At 57.4% G+C, this 21,666-nt stretch carries 19 protein-coding genes; 14 read left to right on the forward strand and 5 right to left on the reverse strand.

Annotation, left to right across the window (positions count from 1 at the left end):
- Position 1 precedes the first annotated feature (1 nt).
- The 5 genes from astA to EDF82_RS03090 are packed head-to-tail and all read left to right on the forward strand — an operon-like array spanning position 2 to position 6,297.
- On the forward strand, positions 2-1,024 hold the full coding sequence (gene astA / locus EDF82_RS03070) for an arginine N-succinyltransferase (RefSeq protein WP_187043039.1): 1,023 nt from the start codon (positions 2-4) through the stop codon (positions 1,022-1,024).
- Positions 1,015-2,481 carry a succinylglutamate-semialdehyde dehydrogenase gene (gene astD, locus EDF82_RS03075; RefSeq protein WP_123754133.1) on the forward strand — a complete coding sequence of 489 codons (1,467 nt, stop codon included), beginning with the start codon at positions 1,015-1,017 and terminating at the stop codon, positions 2,479-2,481. The genes astA and astD overlap by 10 nt, the downstream gene beginning before the upstream one ends.
- Before the next feature lie 22 nt (positions 2,482-2,503).
- On the forward strand, positions 2,504-3,844 hold the full coding sequence (astB, locus tag EDF82_RS03080) for an N-succinylarginine dihydrolase (protein WP_123754134.1): 1,341 nt from the start codon (positions 2,504-2,506) through the stop codon (positions 3,842-3,844).
- Between the two features lie 10 nt (positions 3,845-3,854).
- Positions 3,855-4,850 carry a succinylglutamate desuccinylase gene (gene astE, locus EDF82_RS03085; protein WP_123754135.1) on the forward strand — a complete coding sequence of 332 codons (996 nt, stop codon included), beginning with the start codon at positions 3,855-3,857 and terminating at the stop codon, positions 4,848-4,850.
- A 10-nt stretch (positions 4,851-4,860) separates the two neighbouring features.
- Positions 4,861-6,297 carry an amino acid permease gene (locus EDF82_RS03090; RefSeq protein ID WP_123754136.1) on the forward strand — a complete coding sequence of 479 codons (1,437 nt, stop codon included), beginning with the start codon at positions 4,861-4,863 and terminating at the stop codon, positions 6,295-6,297.
- Between the two features lie 70 nt (positions 6,298-6,367).
- On the opposite strand, the gene EDF82_RS03095 is transcribed toward EDF82_RS03090, so the two are convergent.
- Positions 6,368-7,693 carry an MFS transporter gene (locus EDF82_RS03095; RefSeq protein WP_123754137.1) on the reverse strand — a complete coding sequence of 442 codons (1,326 nt, stop codon included), beginning with the start codon at positions 7,691-7,693 and terminating at the stop codon, positions 6,368-6,370.
- A 384-nt stretch (positions 7,694-8,077) separates the two neighbouring features.
- On the opposite strand from EDF82_RS03095, the gene EDF82_RS03100 reads away from it, so the two are divergent.
- Positions 8,078-8,878 (forward strand): YdcF family protein, encoded by an 801-nt coding sequence (locus EDF82_RS03100; RefSeq protein ID WP_123754138.1) that lies wholly within the window; start codon positions 8,078-8,080, stop codon positions 8,876-8,878.
- Positions 8,879-9,076: 198 nt separating this feature from the next.
- Complete coding sequence (gene aldA, locus EDF82_RS03105; protein WP_123754139.1) at positions 9,077-10,516, forward strand: aldehyde dehydrogenase; 1,440 nt, start codon at positions 9,077-9,079, stop codon at positions 10,514-10,516.
- Positions 10,517-10,581: 65 nt separating this feature from the next.
- Here aldA and gap read toward each other — a convergent pair whose 3' ends face one another.
- The gene (gap, locus tag EDF82_RS03110) at positions 10,582-11,580 is read right to left on the reverse strand and encodes a type I glyceraldehyde-3-phosphate dehydrogenase (protein WP_123754140.1); all 999 of its coding nucleotides are present in this window, start codon (positions 11,578-11,580) and stop codon (positions 10,582-10,584) included.
- A 309-nt stretch (positions 11,581-11,889) separates the two neighbouring features.
- Between gap and EDF82_RS03115 the strand changes: the two genes are divergently transcribed.
- Positions 11,890-12,231, forward strand: a complete 342-nt coding sequence (locus tag EDF82_RS03115; RefSeq protein ID WP_123754141.1) for a gamma-glutamylcyclotransferase family protein — start codon at positions 11,890-11,892, stop codon at positions 12,229-12,231.
- A gap of 512 nt (positions 12,232-12,743) precedes the next feature.
- The gene (locus tag EDF82_RS03120) at positions 12,744-13,145 is read left to right on the forward strand and encodes a hypothetical protein (protein WP_148060373.1); all 402 of its coding nucleotides are present in this window, start codon (positions 12,744-12,746) and stop codon (positions 13,143-13,145) included.
- Positions 13,146-13,176: 31 nt separating this feature from the next.
- On the opposite strand, the gene EDF82_RS03125 is transcribed toward EDF82_RS03120, so the two are convergent.
- A complete protein-coding gene (locus EDF82_RS03125; protein ID WP_123754143.1) occupies positions 13,177-14,058 on the reverse strand; it encodes a LysR family transcriptional regulator in 882 nt (293 codons plus the stop codon).
- 416 nt (positions 14,059-14,474) lie between these two features.
- Between EDF82_RS03125 and EDF82_RS03130 the strand changes: the two genes are divergently transcribed.
- A complete protein-coding gene (locus EDF82_RS03130) occupies positions 14,475-15,623 on the forward strand; it encodes an FUSC family protein (protein ID WP_123754144.1) in 1,149 nt (382 codons plus the stop codon).
- A gap of 90 nt (positions 15,624-15,713) precedes the next feature.
- Here the strand turns inward: EDF82_RS03130 and EDF82_RS03135 are convergent, their stop codons facing one another.
- Positions 15,714-16,196, reverse strand: a complete 483-nt coding sequence (locus EDF82_RS03135; protein WP_123754145.1) for a glutathione peroxidase — start codon at positions 16,194-16,196, stop codon at positions 15,714-15,716.
- Positions 16,197-16,342: 146 nt separating this feature from the next.
- On the opposite strand from EDF82_RS03135, the gene cybB reads away from it, so the two are divergent.
- The 4 genes from cybB (at position 16,343) to EDF82_RS03155 (ending at position 18,974) form a co-directional block, all read left to right on the forward strand.
- On the forward strand, positions 16,343-16,870 hold the full coding sequence (gene cybB, locus EDF82_RS03140) for a cytochrome b561 (RefSeq protein WP_123754146.1): 528 nt from the start codon (positions 16,343-16,345) through the stop codon (positions 16,868-16,870).
- A 106-nt stretch (positions 16,871-16,976) separates the two neighbouring features.
- Positions 16,977-17,450 carry a GNAT family N-acetyltransferase gene (locus EDF82_RS03145; RefSeq protein WP_123754147.1) on the forward strand — a complete coding sequence of 158 codons (474 nt, stop codon included), beginning with the start codon at positions 16,977-16,979 and terminating at the stop codon, positions 17,448-17,450.
- A 105-nt stretch (positions 17,451-17,555) separates the two neighbouring features.
- Positions 17,556-17,831, forward strand: coding sequence for a metal/formaldehyde-sensitive transcriptional repressor (locus EDF82_RS03150; RefSeq protein ID WP_123754148.1), 276 nt, complete (start codon positions 17,556-17,558; stop codon positions 17,829-17,831).
- A 24-nt stretch (positions 17,832-17,855) separates the two neighbouring features.
- A complete protein-coding gene (locus EDF82_RS03155) occupies positions 17,856-18,974 on the forward strand; it encodes an S-(hydroxymethyl)glutathione dehydrogenase/class III alcohol dehydrogenase (RefSeq protein ID WP_123754149.1) in 1,119 nt (372 codons plus the stop codon).
- A 97-nt stretch (positions 18,975-19,071) separates the two neighbouring features.
- Here the strand turns inward: EDF82_RS03155 and EDF82_RS03160 are convergent, their stop codons facing one another.
- Positions 19,072-21,441, reverse strand: a complete 2,370-nt coding sequence (locus EDF82_RS03160; RefSeq protein WP_123754150.1) for a membrane-bound PQQ-dependent dehydrogenase, glucose/quinate/shikimate family — start codon at positions 21,439-21,441, stop codon at positions 19,072-19,074.
- Between the last annotated feature and the right edge of the window lie 225 nt (positions 21,442-21,666).

Raw genomic sequence — 21,666 nt, forward strand, 5'->3', positions numbered from 1 at the left:
GATGCTATTTCGTCCCGTTCGGGAAAATGACCTCGACGATATTATCCGCCTCGCGTCGCGGGCGGGTGTCGGTATGACCTCGTTACCCAACGATCCCGTGCGGCTGGCCGCACGGATCCAGCGCAGCGTGGAAACCTTTGACGGCAAGCTGTCGCGCGGCCAGCAGGGCTTTCTGTTTGTGCTGGAAGATACCCACGCCGGTCGGGTGGTGGGCGTCAGCGCTATCGAAGTGGCGGTGGGGCTGGATGAGCCGTTTTACAATTTCCGCCTGCAGCGCACCGTCCGCGCCTCGAAAGAGCTGGGGGTCTATAAAAACCAGGAGCTGCTCAACCTTAGCTATGACCATACCGGTCACAGCGAGCTGTGTACGCTGTTCCTAGACCCGGAATACCAGAAAAACCGCAACGGTCTGTTCTTATCTAAGGCGCGCTTCTTATTTATCGCCGCCTTCCGCGAACTGTTTTCGCCTCATCTGTTTGCTGAGCTGCGCGGACGCAGCGACGAGCAGGGCAATTCGCCGTTCTGGGATGCGCTGGGGCACCACTTTTTCGACATTCCCTTCGCCGACGCCGACCGTCTGACCGGCACCGGCATGAAGACCTTTATTGCCGAGCTGATGCCGGCGTACCCGATCTACGTGTCGCTGCTGCCGGAAAACGCCCGGGCGGTGATTGGTGAAGTGCATGCCAACACCTCACCGGCGCGGGCGATTCTGGAAAAAGAGGGATTCAGCTGGCGAGGATCGGTGGATATTTTCGATGCCGGCCCGGTGCTGGAGGCGGAAACCGACGCCATCAGAGCGGTCAGCGAGAGCCAGTTCATTCCGGCGCTGCAGCTGAAGGCCTCGGGGTCGTCGCCGCTGATTGTCGCCAATAACCAGTTTGCCCAGTTCCGCGCGGTGCTGCTATCGCCGGAAGACCAACCTGAACTTAACCAATCCATGCTGGATGCGCTGGCGGTCAATGATTCCGAGCGGGTCCATGCGGTGACTTTACACCCGGAGGCAAGAACATCATGGCGCTAAATGCACAGTTTATCGCAGGACAATGGTTGCAGGGCGCCGGCGCGCTGCTGACGAAGCTGGCGCCAGAAGACCAGTCGCTGTTATGGCAGGCCGCCAGCGCGGGTGCGGCGGATGTTCAGGCCGCCTGCAGCGCCGCCCGTGGTGCCTTTTACGCCTGGTCCCACCGGCCAGTGACCGAACGTATTGCCTGTGTTCAGCGCTTTGCGGCACTGCTGGAGAGCGAAAAAGAGCAGCTGGCGACGTTGATTTCCCGTGAAACCAGCAAACCGCTGTGGGAAACCCGCACCGAAGTGCAGGCGATGATCGGCAAAGCCGGGATCTCGATTGAGGCTTACCACGAACGTACCGGCCAGCGCGAAACGGCGATGCCGGACGGCAAAGCGCTGCTGCGCCATAAGCCGCACGGCGTAATGGCGGTGTTTGGCCCCTATAACTTCCCCGGTCATCTGCCGAACGGCCACATTATTCCGGCGCTGATTGCCGGCAATACCGTGGTCTTCAAGCCGAGCGAACTGACACCGGCTACCGCAGAACTGACGGTGCAGCTGTGGCAGCAGGCCGGGATCCCGGACGGGGTGATCAACCTGATTCAGGGTGGCAAAGAGACCGGCCAGGCGCTGCTGGAAAACCGGGATATCGACGGCGTGCTGTTTACCGGTAGCGCTTCGGTCGGGTTCCATTTCCACCGTTACCTCGGCGGCCAGCCGGAGAAAATGCTGGCGCTGGAGATGGGCGGCAATAACGCGCTGATCGTCGCCGACGTGGCCGACAACGACGCGGCGCTGAATGTGATTATTCAGTCGGCCTTTATCTCTGCCGGGCAGCGCTGCACCTGCGCGCGTCGGCTGCTGGTCCCGCGGGGTGCCGAGGGTGATGCGCTGCTGCAGCGGTTGGTTGAGGCCAGCGCCCGTATCCGGGCTGGCAAATGGGATGCCGAGCCGCAGCCGTTTATGGGCGGAGTGATCTCGCTGACGGCGGCGCAGGGGATGCTGGCGGCGCAGGACAAGCTGGCCGGACTGGGGGCAACGGTGTTGCTGCGCATGCAGCAGCCGGACCCGCAATCGACGGTATTAACGCCGGGCATTATCGACGTCACCGGGATTGATGTTCCTGATGAAGAGTACTTCGGTCCGCTGCTGACCGTTATCCGCTACGACGCGTTTGAGGAGGCGATACGCATTGCCAACGCCACCCGTTACGGGCTGGCGGCGGGGCTGATCTCCGCCGACCCGGCGCTGTTTGAACGCTTTGCCGATGAGGCGCGGGCCGGGATCGTCAACTGGAACAAGCCGCTGACCGGCGCCTCCAGTAAAGCGCCGTTTGGCGGCGTGGGCGCCTCGGGCAACCATCGTGCCTCGGCGTGGTATGCCGCCGATTACTGCGCCTGGCCGATGGCCTCGTTGGTCAGTGACACGCTGACGCTGCCGGCGACCACGTCGCCTGGCCTGCCATTCTGATAACGGATCCTGAGAGGACACTATGTCTGGTTTTGAAGCTAATTTTGATGGCCTGGTCGGGCCAACGCACCACTACGCCGGGCTGTCGGTCGGTAACGAAGCCTCGCAAAACAACCGTGACGGGGAGTCGAACCCGAAGAAAGCGGCGTTGCAGGGGCTGTTTAAAATGAAAACCCTGGCGGATAAGGGCTTCATTCAGGGGATTTTACCGCCGCAGCCGCGACCGAATATGACCGCGCTGCGCGCTCTGGGTTTCCAGGGCAGCGACGCCGAGGTTATCCAGAGCGCCGCGGCACAAGCGCCGCAGCTGCTGTCGGCGTTTAGCTCTGCGTCATCGATGTGGACCGCCAACGCCGCGACGGTATCGCCTTCCGCCGACAGCGCCGACGGCAAGCTGCATTTTACGGTCGCCAACCTGAACAACAAACTGCATCGCTCGCAGGAAGCACCGACCACCGCGGCCATTCTGCGTGCCACCTTTGCCGATGAAACCTGCTTCAGCCACCACGCCGCGCTGCCGCAGCATGAGTATCTGGGGGATGAAGGCGCGGCTAACCACAACCGTTTTTGTCGCGACTATGATCGCCAGGGCGTCCAGTTTTTTGTCTACGGCAAGCGCGCCAGCGGCGGCGTTGCGCCGGTGAAATATCCGGCCCGTCAAACCCTGGAGGCCAGCCAGGCCATCGCCCGGCTGCATCAGCTGAACCCGGACTATACCGTTTTCGCCCAGCAGGACCCGGCGGCTATCGACCGCGGCGTGTTCCATAACGACGTCATTGCGGTCAGCAACCGTCACGTGCTGTTCCACCACCAGCATGCCTTTTTAAATCAGCAGGCAGTGCTGGATCAGCTGCGGGAGAAGACCGCGCGGCTGGATATTCCGTTTACCAGCGTTGAAGTGCCGCAGGCGCAGGTCAGCCTCGACGATACCGTGGCCTCCTACCTGTTCAATAGCCAGCTTCTGAGTAAGGCGGACGGCAAAATGTTGATCGTGGTGCCGGAAGAGTGCCGCCAGCGCAGCAACGTCTGGCAGTATCTGAGCGGGCTGGTCAGCGACAGCGCTTCACCTATTAATGAAGTGGCGGTATTCGACCTGCGCGAAAGTATGCGTAACGGCGGTGGCCCGGCGTGTCTGCGTTTGCGGGTGGTGCTCAACCATCGCGAACTGGCGGCGGTTAACCCCCAGAGCCTGATGAATGATGAGCGTTATCAGCAACTGACCCGCTGGGTTGAAAAACACTACCGTGACCGGCTGCACGCTCGCGACCTTGGCGACCCGCAGCTGCTGGGCGAGGTGTACCAGGCCCTCGATGAACTGACGCAAATTTTAGGTCTGGGGTCGGTCTATGACTTCCAGCGCTAAGGGGCCTGCAATGGAAAAGTGGGTGAACGATTTACATCACTGTCGCCTGTCGAGCTGGCCGTTTCCGCCGGATATCGAGGCGCGCTGGCTGGCGGATGGCGTGCTTCAGCTGCTGCCGGTGAAGCCGTGGAGCCAGGCCACGGTGGTGTCGGCGGGGATCCACGGTAACGAAACCGCACCGATTGAGATCCTGCTGCAGGTAATGCACGGCCTGAGCGAAGGCCAGCAGCCGCTACAGCATGCGCTGCTGCTGATCTTCGGCAACCTGCCGGCGATGCGCGCCAGCCGTCGTTACTGGCATTACGACCTGAACCGCCTGTTTGGCGGGCGGCACCGTGCCGTGGCGCCGGGTAACGAGTCGCGGCGCGCGCAGGAGCTGGAAAGCGTCGTGGAAGCCTTCTTTACCACGGCGGACAGCCAGGGCGCGGTTCCGCGCCAGCATCTGGATTTGCATACCGCCATTCGCGGCTCGCGCTACCGGCAGTTTGCGCTGCTGCCGGCTCACGACGGCGATTACGGTGCTGATTTTTACCAGCTGTTGCAGGCCAGCGGAATGGACGCCATCGTGCGCCATACCGAACCGGGAGGCACCTTTACCCACTTCACCAGCGAGGTGTTTGGCGCGCAGAGCGCTACGCTGGAGTTGGGTAAAGTCATGCCGTTCGGGGAGAACGACCTCGCGCTGTTCGCCGCCACCGAGACGGCGATCCGCGCGCTGATTGCCGATGCGCCGCTGCCCGCGAGGGCGAAAGCGCCGGCGGACTATTTTCTGGTGCAGGAGAGCATCATCAAGAGCGATCGCGATTTCACGCTCAACCTGGATCCGAAAATTGAAAACTTCACCGCGCTGCCCGCCGGGTATGAGATTGCCCGCCAGCCGGAAAGAACGTGGGTGGTTCAGGCTCACGCGCCGTACATCTTATTTCCGAATGCGGGAGTGGCGACCGGTCAACGTGCCGGTTTGTTACTGAAGTCTGCCGCGCCATGCCTTTCTTTGCCTGCCTGAAGGAATCGACATGACTCAACATCAACGCGAGGGGCAGACCACGTCTGCCATCGAGGGGGAGCGCCCGTCGCAGCTCAAACGCGGCCTTGGCGCCCGGCACATTCAGATGATTGCGCTGGGCGGGGCTATCGGGACCGGCCTGTTTATGGGGGCGGGAAGAAATATTGCCGTAGCGGGGACCTCGATCCTCGTCATCTATGTGCTGGTGGGCTTCTTTACCTATATGGTGATGCGGGCGATGGGTGAGGTGCTGCTCACCCGGATGGACTATCGCTCCTTCGCCGATTTCGTCGGCGAGTATCTCGGCCCGCAGGCCAGCTTCTATCTGGGCTGGACCTACTGGCTGAGCTGGGTGGTGACCTGCATCGCCGACGTGGTGGTCTGCGGCAGCTACATGCAGTACTGGTTTCCCGAGATGTCGGCCTGGATGCCGGCGCTCAGTACCCTTGGGATCCTGTTCCTGTTTAACCTGCTGTCGGTGAAAATGTTTGGCGAGGCCGAGTTCTGGTTTGCGCTGATCAAGGTGATTACGATTATTGCGCTGATTATTACCGGGGCGTGGATGATCGCGATTGGCTGGACCTCGCCGGACGGGGTGAAAGCCTCGCTGAACCATATCACCGACCCGGCGGTGTTTATGCCGCACGGCGTTACCGGGTTCTTCGCCGGTTTCCAGATAGCCATATTCTCCTTCACCGGGATTGAACTGCTCGGCACCATGACCGCCGAAACCCGCGACCCGCAGAAGATTTTACCGAAGGCGATCAACGCGCTACCGCTGCGCATTATCATTTTTTATCTGCTGTCGATGGTGGTGATTATTGCCGTGGCCTCCTGGCCAGGCGTCTCGCCGGATGCCAGCCCCTTCGTGACGCTGTTTGCCAACGCCGGGCTGCCGGCAGCGGCGGCGGTGATCAACTTTGTGGCGCTAACCTCGGCGATGTCATCGGCCAACAGCGGGGTCTACTCCAGTACCCGCATGCTGTACGGTCTGTCAGTGGAAAAGCACGCCCATGGTCAGTTCCGCATTCTGTCTCGCTCCACGCGGATCCCGGTGCGCAGTCTGCTGTTCTCCTGCTTCTGCATGCTCAGCGGTACGCTGCTGCTGTTCCTGGTGCCGAACGTGATGACCCTGTTCACCATTGTGTCGACGCTGGCGGCGATTATGGTGGTGTTCAGTTGGGGAATGATTCTGGTGGCCTATCTGGTGTATCGCCACAAGCGCCCGGATCTGCATCAGCAGTCGACCTTTAAGATGCCGGCGGGCGTGGTGATGAGCTGGGTGAGCCTGTTGTTTTTCGCCTTCGCCATCTTCATCATGATTTTCGACCCGGACACGCTGAAAGCGCTGCTGGCGACGCCGTTGTGGTTTATCGCGCTGTGGCTGTGCTGGAAGATCAAGCATAAGCGGGAAGGGCAACGCCAGCTTGAGAGGCTCAACGCCTAGCGCTACGCCTGGAGCAACGCCGACAACAGCAGGACTGTTGTCGGCGTTTGTTTCATTGATTATCGATTTTTTACAGCTGACCGGCCTGGGCAACCGGGGTTGCCGGGGTCTGCTTCAGACGGCTGGCGCAGAAGATAGCGATCAGCGAAATCACCACCGTACCGCTCAGATACCATGCCACCGGCACCCAGTCACCGTCATATTTCGCCAGCAGTCCGGTGGCGATAAGCGGAGCCGTTCCGCCCGCCAGCGCCGCGCCAAGCTGATAGCCCAGCGTAATCCCGGTGTAGCGTACGTTGGCGCTGAAAATTTCCGAACACAGGGTTCCCAGTACGGCGGTTACCGGCGCCCACAGCACGCCGAAAGCAATCACCGTGGCTAACACAATGCCCCAGGTGGTTTGGGTATCCAGTAGCAGGAACCACGGAACGATAAACAACCCGAGCAGCAACACGCTAATGGAATACATTTTCTGGCGGCCGATTTTATCGGAAAGCAGCCCCATCAGCGGGATCATCACCGTGGCCACCAGCGCGCCAAGGGTCACGGCCTCCAGCGCCTGAGATTTTTGATAGGTCAGGGTGTTGGTGGCATAGCTGACAATAAAGGTCGAGAAGATATAGAACGGGGCGGTTTCGACAACTTTCAAACCGGCGGCAATCAGCACTTCGCGCCAGTGGAACTTGAGGGTATCGCGCAGCGGCGCTTTCGCCACCTGACCAGATTTTTTGACCTGCTTAAAGGCCGGTGTTTCATCGATATCTTTACGGATCCACAGGCCCAGCAGCACCAGCACCGAGCTTAACAGGAACGGAATACGCCAGCCCCAGGAGAGGAACTGCTCTTCGCTAAACAGCGTCATCAGAGAAACGATAAAGGTCGCCATCAGCATGCCGATGGTGACGCCAGCCTGCGGAATACTGCCGAAAAAGCCTTTGCGCTTTTCCGGGGCATATTCGTAAGCCAGCAGCAGGGCGCCGCCCCATTCGCCGCCGATCCCCATCCCCTGGACGATACGTAGGGTAATCAGCAGCGCCGGCGCCCACAGGCCGATCATCTCATAGGTGGGCAGCAGTCCGATGGCCACCGTAGCGCCACCCATCAATGACAGCGTCAGTACCAGCGTTTTTTTACGTCCAATCCGATCTCCAATGTGAGCGAACAGCACCCCTCCGATAGGGCGAATAAAGAAGGTTAATGAGAACGAAAGCCATGAGAGAATCAATCCGATGACCGGGTCGACCATCGGAAAGAAAATCTTATTGAACACCAGCGCCGCCGCGGTGCCATAGAGGAAATAGTCGAACCATTCGATGGCGCTACCAGTGAGACTGGCAATCAGCACCTTCTTGTTTTTTTTAAGGATGGATGTGGTACTGCTATCGTGTATTGTCATTATTCACTCGACTCCGCCATGGACGTAACGTTCCAGGTAGCACCTGCGGTGATTGAGGTGCAACCTGACACCAGAAAAGGTTGTGTAATTGTTAAGCAACTTAGGGTGGAGTGTTATTTTTAGCAAGTCATCAGACGAGTTAATCGAGTGAAAACAGCGGTTTTATGCCCTATATCACACGGTGTTTGTTCTATCTTGTGCGTATTTCTGCTGTTTAATGGCGTCATCGTGGTGAGTTATTCAGGTGCAACCCGATGATTTTTAGATGTTTCTTGTTATTTCTTTTTTGTTACACATTGCCGTCAATATACCGATGGCCCCAGGAAGGGTTTACGAAGTGGTGACACCTCGGGACCCAATAAGTAGTCATAAAAAGGAGTGAGTATGACAGAGCATTTTCCAACCCTCGCGGAAGAGACACTCGAGGCCGCTAACCTTGTGGGACAATGGTTGGCGCTGGACGATCTCAGCGAACAGCAACCGGAACCCGCTATAGATGTAGTGGTTCTCGCGGGTAATGCCGTGATCCCAACGATTGATACCGCTTGCTTGTTAGCGGTCCAGAGTGGGGCGACCCTGCTGATTAGCGGGGGGATCGGCCATTCAACATCCTTCCTCTATCAGGCGGTACAGCAGGATCCGCGCTATCGCGAGCTGCCGGTGGACGGTCGCCCGGAAGCGCATATCCTCGCCGATATCGCGCATCAGTTCTGGCACATTCCACGGGAGCAGCTGGTGGTAGAAGACCGCTCCAGCAACTGCGGTGAGAACGCGCTATTTACCCGTCAGACCCTTGAGGCGCGCGATATGGTGCCGCGTTGCGGCGTAGTGATTCAGGACCCGACCATGCAGCGACGCACCATGGCGACCTTTGCCCGCATCTGGCAAGACGCAGCGGCGGCTCCGCAGTGGTTCAGTACCCCGGGCTTTACGCCGCGCCTGTACAACACGCCGCAGGGGGTTGCATTTAGCCATGAGGTTGATGGCGTGTGGCCGGTCGGGCGTTACCTGTCGCTGATCCTCGGAGAGCTGCCGCGCCTGCAGGATAACCCGCAAGGTTATGGTCCGCGTGGTAAAGGCTTTATCGTTCATGTCGATATCCCGGCGCAGATCGTTGCCGCCGGGGAACGTCTGCGTGCAGACAGTCTGCTGACTGAAGCGCTGCAGGCGCGCACGCTGGCGTGATGACTGCCCGTTTGCGAGCGTTTTTTCGCAAACGGGCAGCTCTTGTTGCCAGAATGTAATTTCCTGGCCGTGATCAACGGCGTTTTTTATGAACTGATTCACAAAACCGCGCGTATGCGCTGGGTTTATTACGTTCCGTGGATAAATTTTTAACAAAACAATTACTTGTTAAAAACACTAAATCTACAGGAGCAGGCCATGACAGCACCCGTTCAGCATCAGATGTATATTGATGGTCAGTTTGTTGCCGGGCGCGGTGACGCCTGGATCGATGTGCACAATCCGGCGACCGAAACGCTGCTGTCGCGCATCCCCGATGGCACGGCTGACGATGCGCGTCGGGCAATTGACGCCGCTGAACGCGCACAGCCAGCCTGGGAAGCGCTGCCGGCGATTGAGCGTGCCGGCTGGTTGCGTAAAATTGCCGCCGGGATCCGTGAACGCGCCGACGATATTGCCGGGCTGATTGTCGCGGAAGGTGGCAAAATCCAGCAGCTGGCGGCGGTGGAAGTGTCGTTTACCGCCGATTATCTTGAGTATATGGCTGAGTGGGCGCGCCGCTATGAAGGCGAGATCGTCCAGAGCGACCGTCCGGGCGAGAACATCCTCGTATTCAAACGCGCATTGGGAGTTACTACCGGAATTTTGCCGTGGAACTTCCCGTTTTTCCTGATTGCCCGCAAACTGGCGCCGGCGCTGATCACCGGCAACACCATCGTCATTAAACCAAGCGAATTTACCCCTAATAACGCCGTCGCTTTTGCGCAGATTGTCGATCAGATTGGCCTGCCGAAAGGGGTCTTTAACCTGGTGCTGGGCCGCGGGGAAACCGTTGGTCAGGAACTGGCGGCCAACCCGAAAGTGGCGATGGTCAGCATGACCGGCAGCGTTGGCGCTGGCGAAAAAATCATGGCCGCGGCGGCGAAAAATATCACCAAAGTGTGTCTTGAACTGGGCGGTAAAGCTCCGGCTATCGTGATGGATGACGCCGACCTTGAGCTGGCGGTAAAAGCGGTGGTCGATTCGCGGGTGATTAACAGCGGACAGGTCTGCAACTGCGTTGAGCGGGTGTATGTGCAAAAAGGCATTTACGATCGTTTCGTCAATCGTCTGGGCGAGGCGCTCAAAGCGGTGGCGTTTGGCGACCCGAGCGTGCGCGACGATATCGCGATGGGGCCGTTGATCAATGCCGCCGCGCTGGAGCGCGTCGAGCAGAAAGTGGCGAAAGCCCTGTCACAGGGGGCGCGTCTGGCGCTGGGTGGTAAAGCGGTGGCGGGGCAAGGGTACTTCTACCCACCGACTCTGCTGCTGGATGTACGCCAGGAGATGGACATTATTCACGAGGAGACCTTTGGCCCGGTGCTGCCGGTGGTGGCGTTCGACACCCTGGAAGAGGCGCTGACCATGGCCAATGACAGTGATTATGGCCTGACCTCGTCCATTTATACCCGGGATCTGAATGTCGCCATGAAAGCGATTAAAGGGCTGAAATTCGGCGAAACCTACATCAACCGCGAAAACTTTGAAGCGATGCAGGGCTTCCATGCGGGCTGGCGTAAATCGGGGATCGGCGGCGCTGACGGACGTCATGGCCTCAACGAATACCTGCAAACTCAGGTGGTCTACCTGCAATCGTAAGCATCGCCGTGTGGGGAAAGAAAAGCGGATAGCCTGGCTATCCGCTTTTTGCTTTCAGGGCGCCGCTAGCGGGCAAATTTATCCAGTACGCGAATCAACTGGGTGACAAAACCGTATTCGTTATCGTACCAGGCAACGGTTTTCACCAACTGGACGTCGCCGGCTTCGGCGATTTCAAGCTGGGTGGCGTCATAGATCGAGCCGAAATGGCTGCCGATAATATCGGACGAGACAATCTCTTCTTCGGTGTAACCGAAAGCGTCGTTGTTCTCGGCCGCGTGCTTCATGGCCTGATTGACCTCTTCGGCGGTGACTTTTTTCTCAAGGATGGAGACCAGTTCAGTGACCGAGCCGGTTTTGGTCGGTACGCGCTGGGCGTGGCCCTTGAGCTTGCCGCTGAGCGCCGGGATCACCAGGCCAATCGCTTTTGCCGCCCCGGTGGTGTGCGGAATGATGTTTTCCGCCGCCGCGCGTGAGGCGCGTAAATCCTTGCCGCGCGGGCCATCCACCAGAGACTGGGTACCGGTATAGGCGTGGATCGTGGTCATGGTGCCGAGCTTGATACCGAAGGCGTCGTGGAGCACTTTAGCCATCGGCGCCAGGCAGTTGGTGGTGCAGGAGGCGACGGAAATAATGGTGTCATCGGCGGTCATGGTGTCGTCGTTGACGTTAAAGACGATGGTTTTCATGTCGCCGGCCGGCGCGGAGATCAGCACTTTTTTGGCACCCGCGTCGAGGTGAGCCTGGGCTTTTTCGGTCGAGGTGTAGAAGCCGGTGCATTCGACAATCAGCTCTGCGCCCACCGTTTTCCACGGAATGTTTTTGGCCTCTTTTTCCGCATAGACATTGATGGTTTTGCCGTTCACAATCAGCGCGTTATCCGTAAAATCAACGCTCCACGGGAACGGGCCGTAGTTCGAATCATGCTTTAACAAATAGGCCAGCACTTTCGGCGAGGTGAGATCGTTGATCGCCACCACCTCCAGCGGGCTGTCAACTTCCAGCAAACGGCGCAATACCAGACGTCCAATACGACCAAAGCCATTAATTCCAAGTTTGCTCATGTAAAGCCTCCTGACAGGATGGAGTGTGAGGTTGAGGGTATACAAGACACACCAGGCATACGCCAGGAATGACGAATCGGCAACCCGGCTTGCAAAGCGCTGGCAAGCCGGCGAGGCAAAAGTGGCTGAATATTCAGGGACACAGGCTATGTCGCGGGGCGGAAAAAAATTTTGTTGCTGTCTGATACCCGCCGCATATTGGCGATGGTCATGGGGAAGAGGCCGCATGCCTTGCTAAGTGTCCGCTTCCCCCGTATTTTGGCTCTTTCCGGCCGCTCGCGGCATTGATGGTGGTGGTGAAGAGGGATCATGGAACGTTTATTTGTCTACGGGACCCTGCGTCCGGGTCACGAGAATGCCTTTATTCTGGAGAATATCGGCGGTGAATGGCTGACGGGCCAGGTGAAAGGCACCTTTTACGCGCGCGGATGGGGCGAGGCGGCGGATTTCCCCGGCATCGTGCTCGATCCTGACGGCGCGCCCGTCGACGGCTATCTGTTTGTCTCCGATAAGCTCCCGGCGCACTGGCCGATGCTGGATGCGTTCGAAGCGGGCTACGATCGCGTGACGGTCACGGTGACCACCGCGACAGGGGAGCAGGTGACCGCATGGGTGTACCAGCTTCAACCGCGGGTCGGGCCGGCACAGTAACCGCAAATGTGAGCTCCCGGCGCGGCGTTGACAGCAGCAACGTCGCGCCGGGCCGCGAATATAACCATCAGCAATCAGCATTCTTTGTTAGTCTCCCATATATAAAACATATGGATATTGCTGTTTGCAGTCTATAGCTCACCGGCGTTCCCACAATTACTATCAACACTATTCGGGCACCCTATTTATGCCGACGAATGCATCCTGAAATATCTTCTGAAAAACCCACTTCTCGATAATTAACCTCATCGAGGGGTATTGCTGTTTTTAAATGTTGGATGCGTTAAATGATGATCGCAAATGTGCGAGCGCTGTTGAAAGGTTGTGATAACGTTAAATGCCTCTTTGTTTATTGATTGTGAGCGGTCTCTGCTGGTTCACATTGTGCAAATTATTCACGTGGTTATTGGGAGAGGGGAAATTAGCCCCTTGTATCTTCGCATTTATATTTATTGTAATGGCCTGGTGCCTGTGGTTAGCCGATCCGGTTGCCGGGACGTTTATTTAAGGTAATGATGAAATCGTTAATGTTGACTCCGGAAGCCTCCGCGGCCTTTAGCTGGATGCTGGATAATATGCCCGACCGTTTATTCAATGTGTTTGCTCTGGAGCTGGAGGCATCGCTGCGCAACACTGCTCTGCGATTTGGGCTCAATGAGGAACTACTCAAGACCTTTAATGTGAACGCGCTGGTGGCCAGGCGTGACGATCTGACGCTGGATGATGTCCACCAAACCCTTGAGGCCAATATCTACGCCGGGAGCAAACGCTATGCGGTATTGAGCAGCGGCAGAGTTTACTGCCAGTGCCAGCGGGGAAGCTGGCGGCCTTCGCTGTTAACCCCCGATGACGTGAAAAAGCAGAGCGTGACCTGCGAATGCCTGCGCATAAAAATCAAACAAAAATATCTCTGAGCAGCCACGCCTCGCCATTAATGTCGGTGGTTTAAACGAACATTTTTAAGAAGTGGTTTACCGCGGGCGAACGCTCATTAACCCGACTGATGATCGACAGCGGCACGTTGGCATTTTTATGGTTAATTTTCACAAAGGCGACATCAATTCCGGCGCTGGCGTTATTTTCCAGTGAAGCAGGGACGATTGAAATTCCCAGTCCCGCCGATACCAGGTTAATAATCGAGGCCACCGTCGGTGTCGTGCGCTTATAGGTGAGAGTGACGCCTTCCTCATCCGAGATGCGGCGGATGGTACTGTGTAAAAAGCGGCTGCGTTCCTGCTGGCACATAATCAGCGGTTCTGCGGCGATCTCATGCAACGAAATCTCACTGCGTTGTGCCAGGGGATGATCCATCGGTAAGGCCACCACCAACGGTTCGTGCAGGATGACCTGCAGGCGCAAGGCGGTTTCGGCAAGGTGCTCGGTTCTGACGAAAGCCACGTCCAGCGTGCCATTGTTGACGCTGTTGATCAGCATATTGGTGTGGGTTTCTTCGAACTGCATTTCGAGCGACGGATATTTCTTGCTGAAGGTTTTTACGGACTGGGTAACCGCCCGGTTAAATACCGACGAGGTGGTGAAACCGACTTTGAGGATCCCGGACTCACCGCGTGAGGCCTTGAGCGCTGCGGTTTTGGCGGTTTCTACCAGTTCGGGAATGGCTTTTACCACCTGGTAGAACTCATTCCCGGCCGGGGTCAGTTCGACCCCGCGGGCAACCCGGTGAAAAAGCTCGGTTCCGACCTCTTTTTCCAGATCGCGGATCTGCATACTGAGGGGCGGTTGACCAATGCCCAGGGTTTCTGCGGCGTGGGTAAAGCTTTTAGCATTGACTATCGCGAGAAAGTACCTGAGATGTCTGAGTTCCATTATTTCCTCTAACACACTGAATCATGGCCAATAAATGGCTGGCGTGACAATGCTGTCTGGAACAGATTCGAACGCTGTGAGCTGCGGCCCTGTAAAGGGTGAGGCTCATGAATGCGCCGAATAACGGGTGCAGCCAACACCCAGGCGACGTGAAGTATAACGGGTATATATATTTTATATATAACTTCTCATCTGGAAAGTGAATATCTCATCCTGAGCCTCAGGGATATACTCTTTTTATCGCGCAACCTTGCTCTGACCTTCTTTTCTGCGAGCGGAAGGGCACGTTGCCGATGGCGGTGATGATGGTTATTTCTGATCTGACTTCTGGCTGATTAAATACGCATCAATTGTTCTCTATTTTATAAGTAAGACTCATATTGCTTAACAAATTAATAAACAGAATACCCATTATCATGACTATTTTAAATTCATTCGCGCAGTTAAAAACCGTGCCGGGTTTACTGTTTCAGGAACTGCTTGACGGGGCGAGAAATAAAGCCCGAGTGATTGATAGCGGCGAGGCGGTGGTCTCGGTGCTCTGCGCTATTTTTATGGCTCATCAGCTTCAGCTTCCACATGTTGGTTGGGCGGCATTCAGCGGTTATATGGTGATGCGCTCGCATGTCTGGATCAGCCTTGAACGCGGAATGCTGCGGGTCATGGGCACCATTTCCGGGGCGCTGCTGGCCGAATTTCTGGCGGTGGGCAGCCGCGGAACGCTCTACAGCAGCCTGGTATTCGGTCTGGTGGCCACCGTGTGTCTCTACCTCGCGCTGACCACCCGACACGGCTATGCCTGGTTGTTTATGGGGATTACCTTCACCATGGTCAGCATGGATGGGATCGAACATGGGATGCATACCGTCCCGTACTTCGCTCAGGCGCGTATTTTTGAAGTCAGCATCGGCACATCCTGTTCGATCGTGGTGAGCGCGCTTTCCACCGTGCTGATCCGCCGGCGGCTGTTTGCACTGGCCGACGCGGGTAGGGTGAAAGCCAGCGGGTCTGCTCCCTATTTTTGCTGGCATAAAAAAGCCGGGTTCCATGCCTTGCAGGGTGGGATTGCGCTGGCGCTGGTGCCCATCGCCTGGCGCGAGTTGAGCATCGCGTCACTATCGCAAACGGTGATTACGATCATGGCGGTGATGACCATTCCGCTCAACGCCATCAATCTCTCACGTCATCCTTCCAGTATTAAAATCACCCATCGATTTCTGGGCTGTTTTCTGGGGGCGAGCCTGGCGTTTATCGCCATTACCCTCGGTCAGATTAATCCCGGCCTGATCTATGCGGTGCTGGTGTTGGGGATTTTTATCGGGCGCACGATTGAAAACAGCGGCACCCTGACCTTTAAGTATGTCGGCACGCAACTGACGCTGGCGCTGCTGGTATCGTTGACCCCCGACCACGCGCATTTTATCAACGTCGATCCGGGGTTTAGCCGGCTGTCGGGGATCATGATGGGGATACTGCTGCTGGAACCGACCCGGTTATTGACCCTGAAAGTGCTGACGATGTGCCGTAAGCCTCATTCGGGGGCGTGTGTGGGTTATAGACGGTAGTTTTGAGCGAGGAACGACGTAAATCTCACCCGGAAATTCTCTGTTTGTCGGAAGCGCGCGTAAAGTGGACCGCTCAAATGAGCGGAACAGTTAGACTTTCAGTGCGGCAAGGATGGCGGTTTCCATTTTCTCCGGGGTGGTGAACGGTGCGAAACGTTTAAGCGGTTTGCCATCGCGTCCGACCAGGAACTTCGTGAAGTTCCATTTAATTCGTCCACCCAGCACGCCGGGCAATTCGTCTTTCAGGTAACGAAACAGCGGGTGGGCAGCAGCGCCGTTGACCTCGACTTTCTCGAACATCGGGAAGCTTACGCCGTAGTTGATATGACAGGTCTGCGCGATTTCCTCGGCGCCTCCGGGTTCCTGCTTGCCGAACTGGTTACAGGGGAAACCGAGCACCACCAGCCCCTGGGAGGAGTACTTCTTGTAGAGTGCCTCAAGGCCGGCATATTGTGGCGTGAAGCCACAATGGCTGGCGGTATTCACCACCAGCACCAGTTTGCCAGCATAGTCGGCCATAGAGATAGGCTGGCCCTGCAGGCTGGTGGCGGTAAGTTGATAAAAGGTAGTCATATCAGGGTCCTCAGAACGAAATCAGTTAGATGTCGACATTGTTACTCATCCCGGCGTAGTTGTTTGTTATAAGTACGTAAAAGTTAATGAATTTTTAATAAAAGGTCGTTATGTTGTCGACATCACAGTTTTATTAAGGGTTTATCATGCGCGATAAATACACTGGCCTGCAAATCGGCATCCACTGGCTGGTCTTTTTATTGGTTATTGGCGCCTACGCCACCATGGAGCTGAGAGGCTTCTTCCCACGCAGCGACCGGCCGCTCATCAACATGATCCACGTCTCCTGCGGCATCTCGATTCTGGTGCTGATGGTGGCGCGCCTGCTGGTGCGGCTGAAATATCCGGCGCCGCCGATTGTTCCGAAGCCTTCGCCGATGATGACCGGCTTTGCCCACCTCGGGCACCTGGTTATCTATCTGCTGTTTATTGCCCAGCCGATTATCGGCCTGGTGATGATGTATAACCGTGGCAATCCGTGGATAGCCTTCGGCCTGACCATGCCGTTTGCTCCGGAAAGCAATTTTGAGCTGGTCGATACCCTGAAGGGCGTCCACAGCCTGCTGGCGAATACCGGTTACTTTCTTATTGGCTTGCATGCTCTGGCCGCGCTGCTGCACCACTATCTGTGGAAGGACAATACCTTGCTACGGATGATGCCGCGCAAGCGCTAAACCCGGTACTCATACTGCACAGACCCCGCCACATGGCGGGGTTTTTTTATCGCTTTTATCACGGGCTGTGGTACATCTGGTATGGACTGACACACAAGGAGCGCCAATGAATATCAGACTTGCCGTACCCGATGAAGCCCCCGCGCTGTGGGTCATCCGTAATCAGGCCATCCGCAGCGGCTGTCGCGAGAGCTACGGCGCCACCGTGGTGGATGCCTGGACGCCGGATCGTATGCCGGAAGGCTATCGCGAGGCGGTGCAGGACAATCCTTTTTATGTGGTGGAAGACGAGGGTGGGAAACCGGTCGCTACTGGCTATCTCGATATCCACACCGCCAGCGTCGAAGCTATCTTTACGCTGCCTGAATGGGGCGGGAAAGGCTGCGCCGGGATGATCATCAATGCGGTGATTGCCGAAGCGCGACGGCGCAAATTTCGGGTGATTACGCTGGAGGCGACGCCAAACGCCGCCGGTTTTTATCTGCGCCACGGCTTTGTGGCGGTGCGCGAAAAGCTGCTGCCGTCAAAACTGGCGCAGGCGGATCTGCGCTGCGTGGAGATGGCGCTGGAGCTCGACTAAACTCAATGACTGGACGCTTTATCGCGGCGTCAGACGACGTTTCAGTTTGCCTCATCGGTCAATAAAATATAGTATACCCCCCTATACGATATTGAGGGCGACAATGTGCCACATTCACCTGAAGACAAAAAACGCGCGCTGAGTCGCGTACGTCGCATTCGCGGGCAGGTTGAAGCCCTGGAAAGGGCGCTGGAGTCCGGCGAATCCTGCATGTCGATACTGCAGCAGATTGCTTCTATCCGCGGCGCCACTAACGGCCTGATGGGGGAGATGGTGGAAATCCATCTCCAGGATGAGCTGGTCAACGGCGAAACCACCCCGGACCAGCGCGCGGTCAGAATGGCGGAAGTGGGCCATCTGCTACGATCCTACTTAAAATAAATCATCACGAAGGAAGAGACGGTTATGAAATCACGTGCAGCTGTCGCGTTTGGCCCAGGCCAGCCGCTGAAGATTGTTGAGATTGATGTCGCGCCGCCGAAAAAAGGCGAAGTGCTGGTCAAAATTACCCACACCGGCGTCTGCCATACGGATGCGTTTACGCTCTCCGGTGACGATCCGGAAGGCGTGTTCCCGGCGGTGCTGGGTCACGAAGGCGGCGGTATCGTGGTGGAAGTCGGCGAAGGCGTGACCAGCCTGCAGCCCGGTGACCACGTGATCCCGCTGTACACCGCCGAGTGTCGCGAGTGTAAATTCTGTAAATCCGGCAAAACCAACCTGTGCCAGGCGGTACGCGCCACTCAGGGCAAAGGCCTGATGCCGGACGGCACCACCCGTTTCTCCTATAACGGCGAGCCGATCTATCACTACATGGGGACCAGCACCTTCAGCGAATACACCGTGTGCGCCGAGATTTCTCTGGCGAAGGTCAACCCGCAGGCGCCGCTGGATAAAGTCTGTCTGCTGGGCTGCGGCGTGACGACCGGTATTGGTGCCGTTCACAACACCGCGAAAGTCAAAGAGGGCGATACCGTTGCGGTCTTCGGCCTGGGCGGCATTGGTCTGGCGGTGATTCAGGGCGCGGTACAGGCGAAAGCAGGGCGCATCCTGGCGATTGATACCAACCCGGAAAAATTCACCCTCGCAAAAGAGATGGGCGCGACCGATTTTATCAACCCGAAAGATTACGATAAGCCGGTGCAGGATGTGATCGTCGAACTGACCGACGGCGGCGTGGACTTCAGCTTTGAATGTATCGGCAACGTCAACGTCATGCGCGCGGCGCTGGAGTGCTGCCATAAAGGCTGGGGCGAAAGCGTGATTATCGGTGTTGCTGGTGCCGGGCAGGAGATTAAAACCCGTCCATTCCAGCTGGTGACCGGGCGCGTCTGGCGCGGGTCGGCGTTTGGCGGCGTGAAAGGCCGTACCCAGCTGCCGGGGATGGTGGAAGATGCGATGGCCGGTAAAATCGACCTCGATCCGTTTATCACCCACCGCATGCCGCTGGAGCAGATCAACGAAGCCTTTGATCTGATGCACGACGGTAAATCCATCCGCACCGTGATCCACTTCGGCGACCAGTGATCGACAGGTGCTCAGTGCCGTCAGGCAGATGAGCACCGTTATTCATCCTGCTGAGCAAAAACCAGCGCAACTCTCTGACAGGTTACGCTGGTTTTTTTTACTTCTGGTCAGGCAGGGCGTAGGCGATGATGTAGTCGCCGCGGTCCGGAGACTGACGGGCGCCGCCGGCGTTGATGATAATGTACTGTTTGCCGGTTTTCGGCGAGACATAGGTCATCGGGCCAGACTGGCTGCCAACCGGCAGACGTGATTTCCAGATTTCTTTGCCGTTAGCGGTATCAAACGCGCGCAGGTAGAAATCCTGAGTACCGGCGAAGAACAGCAGGCCGGACTGGGTCGACAGCGACGCGCCGAGGGTTGGCATACCGATAGGGATTGGCATATGCATACGGATCCCCAGCGGCCCGGTGTCTTCCACGGTTCCCACCGGCACCTGCCACACCAGCTTACCGGTTTTCAGATCCACCGCGGACATGGTGCCGAACGGCGGTTTCTGGCACGGAATACCCAGCGGCGACAGGAAGCGCTCGCGCATCGCACCAAACGGCGTCCCTTCCATCGGGACAATCCCCATCTCAATGCCGCTGGCGTTTTTGGCGACTTTTTCGCGCGGAACCATATAGTTCGCCAGTCCCAGACGCATATCGTTGACGAACATCAGGCTGTTGTTCGGATCGACCGAGACGCTGCCCCAGTTCATACCGCCCAGCGAGCCAGGATATTGCAGTGAACGATCTTCGCCCGGCGGGGTGAAGACGCCCTGATGGCGCATGGCTTTAAAGGCAATCCGGCACATCAGCAGGTCCACCGGCGTGGCGCCCCACATATCCGACTCTTTCAGCGTATCGTTACCGATCATCGGCATGCCGACGGAGTAAGGCTGTGTCGGAGAGTAGCGCTCGCCTTTAATATCACCGGCAGGGACCGGACGTTCTTCCACTTTGGCGACCGGTTCCCCGGTGGCGCGGTTGAGCATAAAGATCATGCCCTGTTTACTGGTCTGCACCAGTACCGGCGTGGTGCCGCCTTTACCATCAGGAAGGTCATACAGCAGCGGCTGCGACGGCAGGTCGAAGTCCCACAGATCGTGGTGGGTGGTCTGGAAGTGCCAGCGCACCTGTCCGGTGGTGGCGTCAACGGCGACGATCGACGAGCTGTATTTATCATCCAGCGCGGTACGTTCCCCACCGAAGAAGTCCGGGGTGGCGTTGCCGGTTGGCAGATAGATCAGGTTGAGCTTCGCGTCATAGGACATGGCGGACCAGACGTTCGGCGTCCCGCGGGTATAGGTCTGGCCTTCCGGCGGCAGGCCGGTCAGCGCAGGGTTGCCTGGATCCCAGGCCCATGCCAGCTTGCCGGTATGCACATCATAGGCACGCACGACGCCCGGAGGCTCGCCGGTGGAGAAGTTATCCGCCACGCGGCCGCCGACGACGACGACGTTGCCAGCCACCAGCGGGGTAGAGGTCTGCTGGTAGTAGCCCGGTTTGATTTCACCCATCCCGACGCTCAGGTCGACGGTACCGTGGTCACCGAAGTTTTCACAGGCTTTACCGGTGTCGGCGTCGATGGCGATCAGACGAGCATCGGTGGTCGGCAGGAACAGACGGCGGGCGCAGGCGGCGGGCTGAGTACCCGCGGTTGCTGCGGCCTGCAGGCTGTCTTCGGCATAGCCCAGACCCCGGCAGCGCTGCCAGTTTGGCGCGGTGGCTTTGGGATCGTAACGCCATTTTTCTTTACCGCTGTCGACATCCAGCGCCAGCACTTTGCTGTATGGCGTACAGACGTACAGGGTATCGCCGATCTGCAGTGGGGTGTTCTGGTCTTCCGCGCCGGAGCCGTTGCTTTGCGGGATATCGCCGGTATGGGCGACCCAGGCAACCTGCAGCTGGTTGATATTCTGCTTGTTAATCTGGTCGAGGGCGGCAAAACGATCGCCGTGGGTAGTGTTACCCCAGTGCTCCCAGTTCTTCTGCTGCTCGCCGGGGGCGACCGGTTTGACCGGCACCGCTTCGATGGCGCTCACCAGCGGCTGTGATTTGAACATCCAGCCGAAGCTGGCGGCCAGCACCACGGCGAGGAGCGCGGCCAGCGTAAAGGCCGGGCCTTTCTTCGCCGGCTGGGGCGAGAGATAGGGCCAGACCAGCGCCGAAAGGCAGGCCAGCGCGCCGAGAGCGAACAGGCGCGAGAACAGCGGCCAGTAGGTCCAGCCAGCATCAGAGATCGCCCAGAAAATGGAGGCGATAAAAGCGATGGCGTACAGCACAATCCCGATCCGACGACGGCGGAAAATCAGCGCCGAGGCGATGACCATCACCAGTCCCATAATGGCGAAATAGAGCGTACCGCCGAGCGTCGCGAGTTTAACCCCAAGAATACCGATAGCCAGACCGATGATCAGCATCAGCCCGGCGAGCAGCCACAGCAGGATCCGGGGGAATCCGCGTGGTACAGCGAAAGTTGCCATTTTGTCTCCTTAACCATCTGTTGTCAGATGTGAACCAAATGAATCAATTAATAAAATATTATGTTTTGAGTGAAGGCGGTAAAACCTTCGTTGTTGCAGTTAGTGGGATGATTTCTGAATTGCGTATGAACCATATGGTGAAATAAAGGCAATGATATGACTGTTAATGAACTTGATGCAATTGTTAAAAAATAATTGCGCATTAATTGATTGTTTTGATGGTTT

This window comes from Klebsiella sp. BIGb0399 (assembly GCF_003752615.1).
GTDB lineage: Bacteria > Pseudomonadota > Gammaproteobacteria > Enterobacterales > Enterobacteriaceae > Klebsiella > Klebsiella lignicola.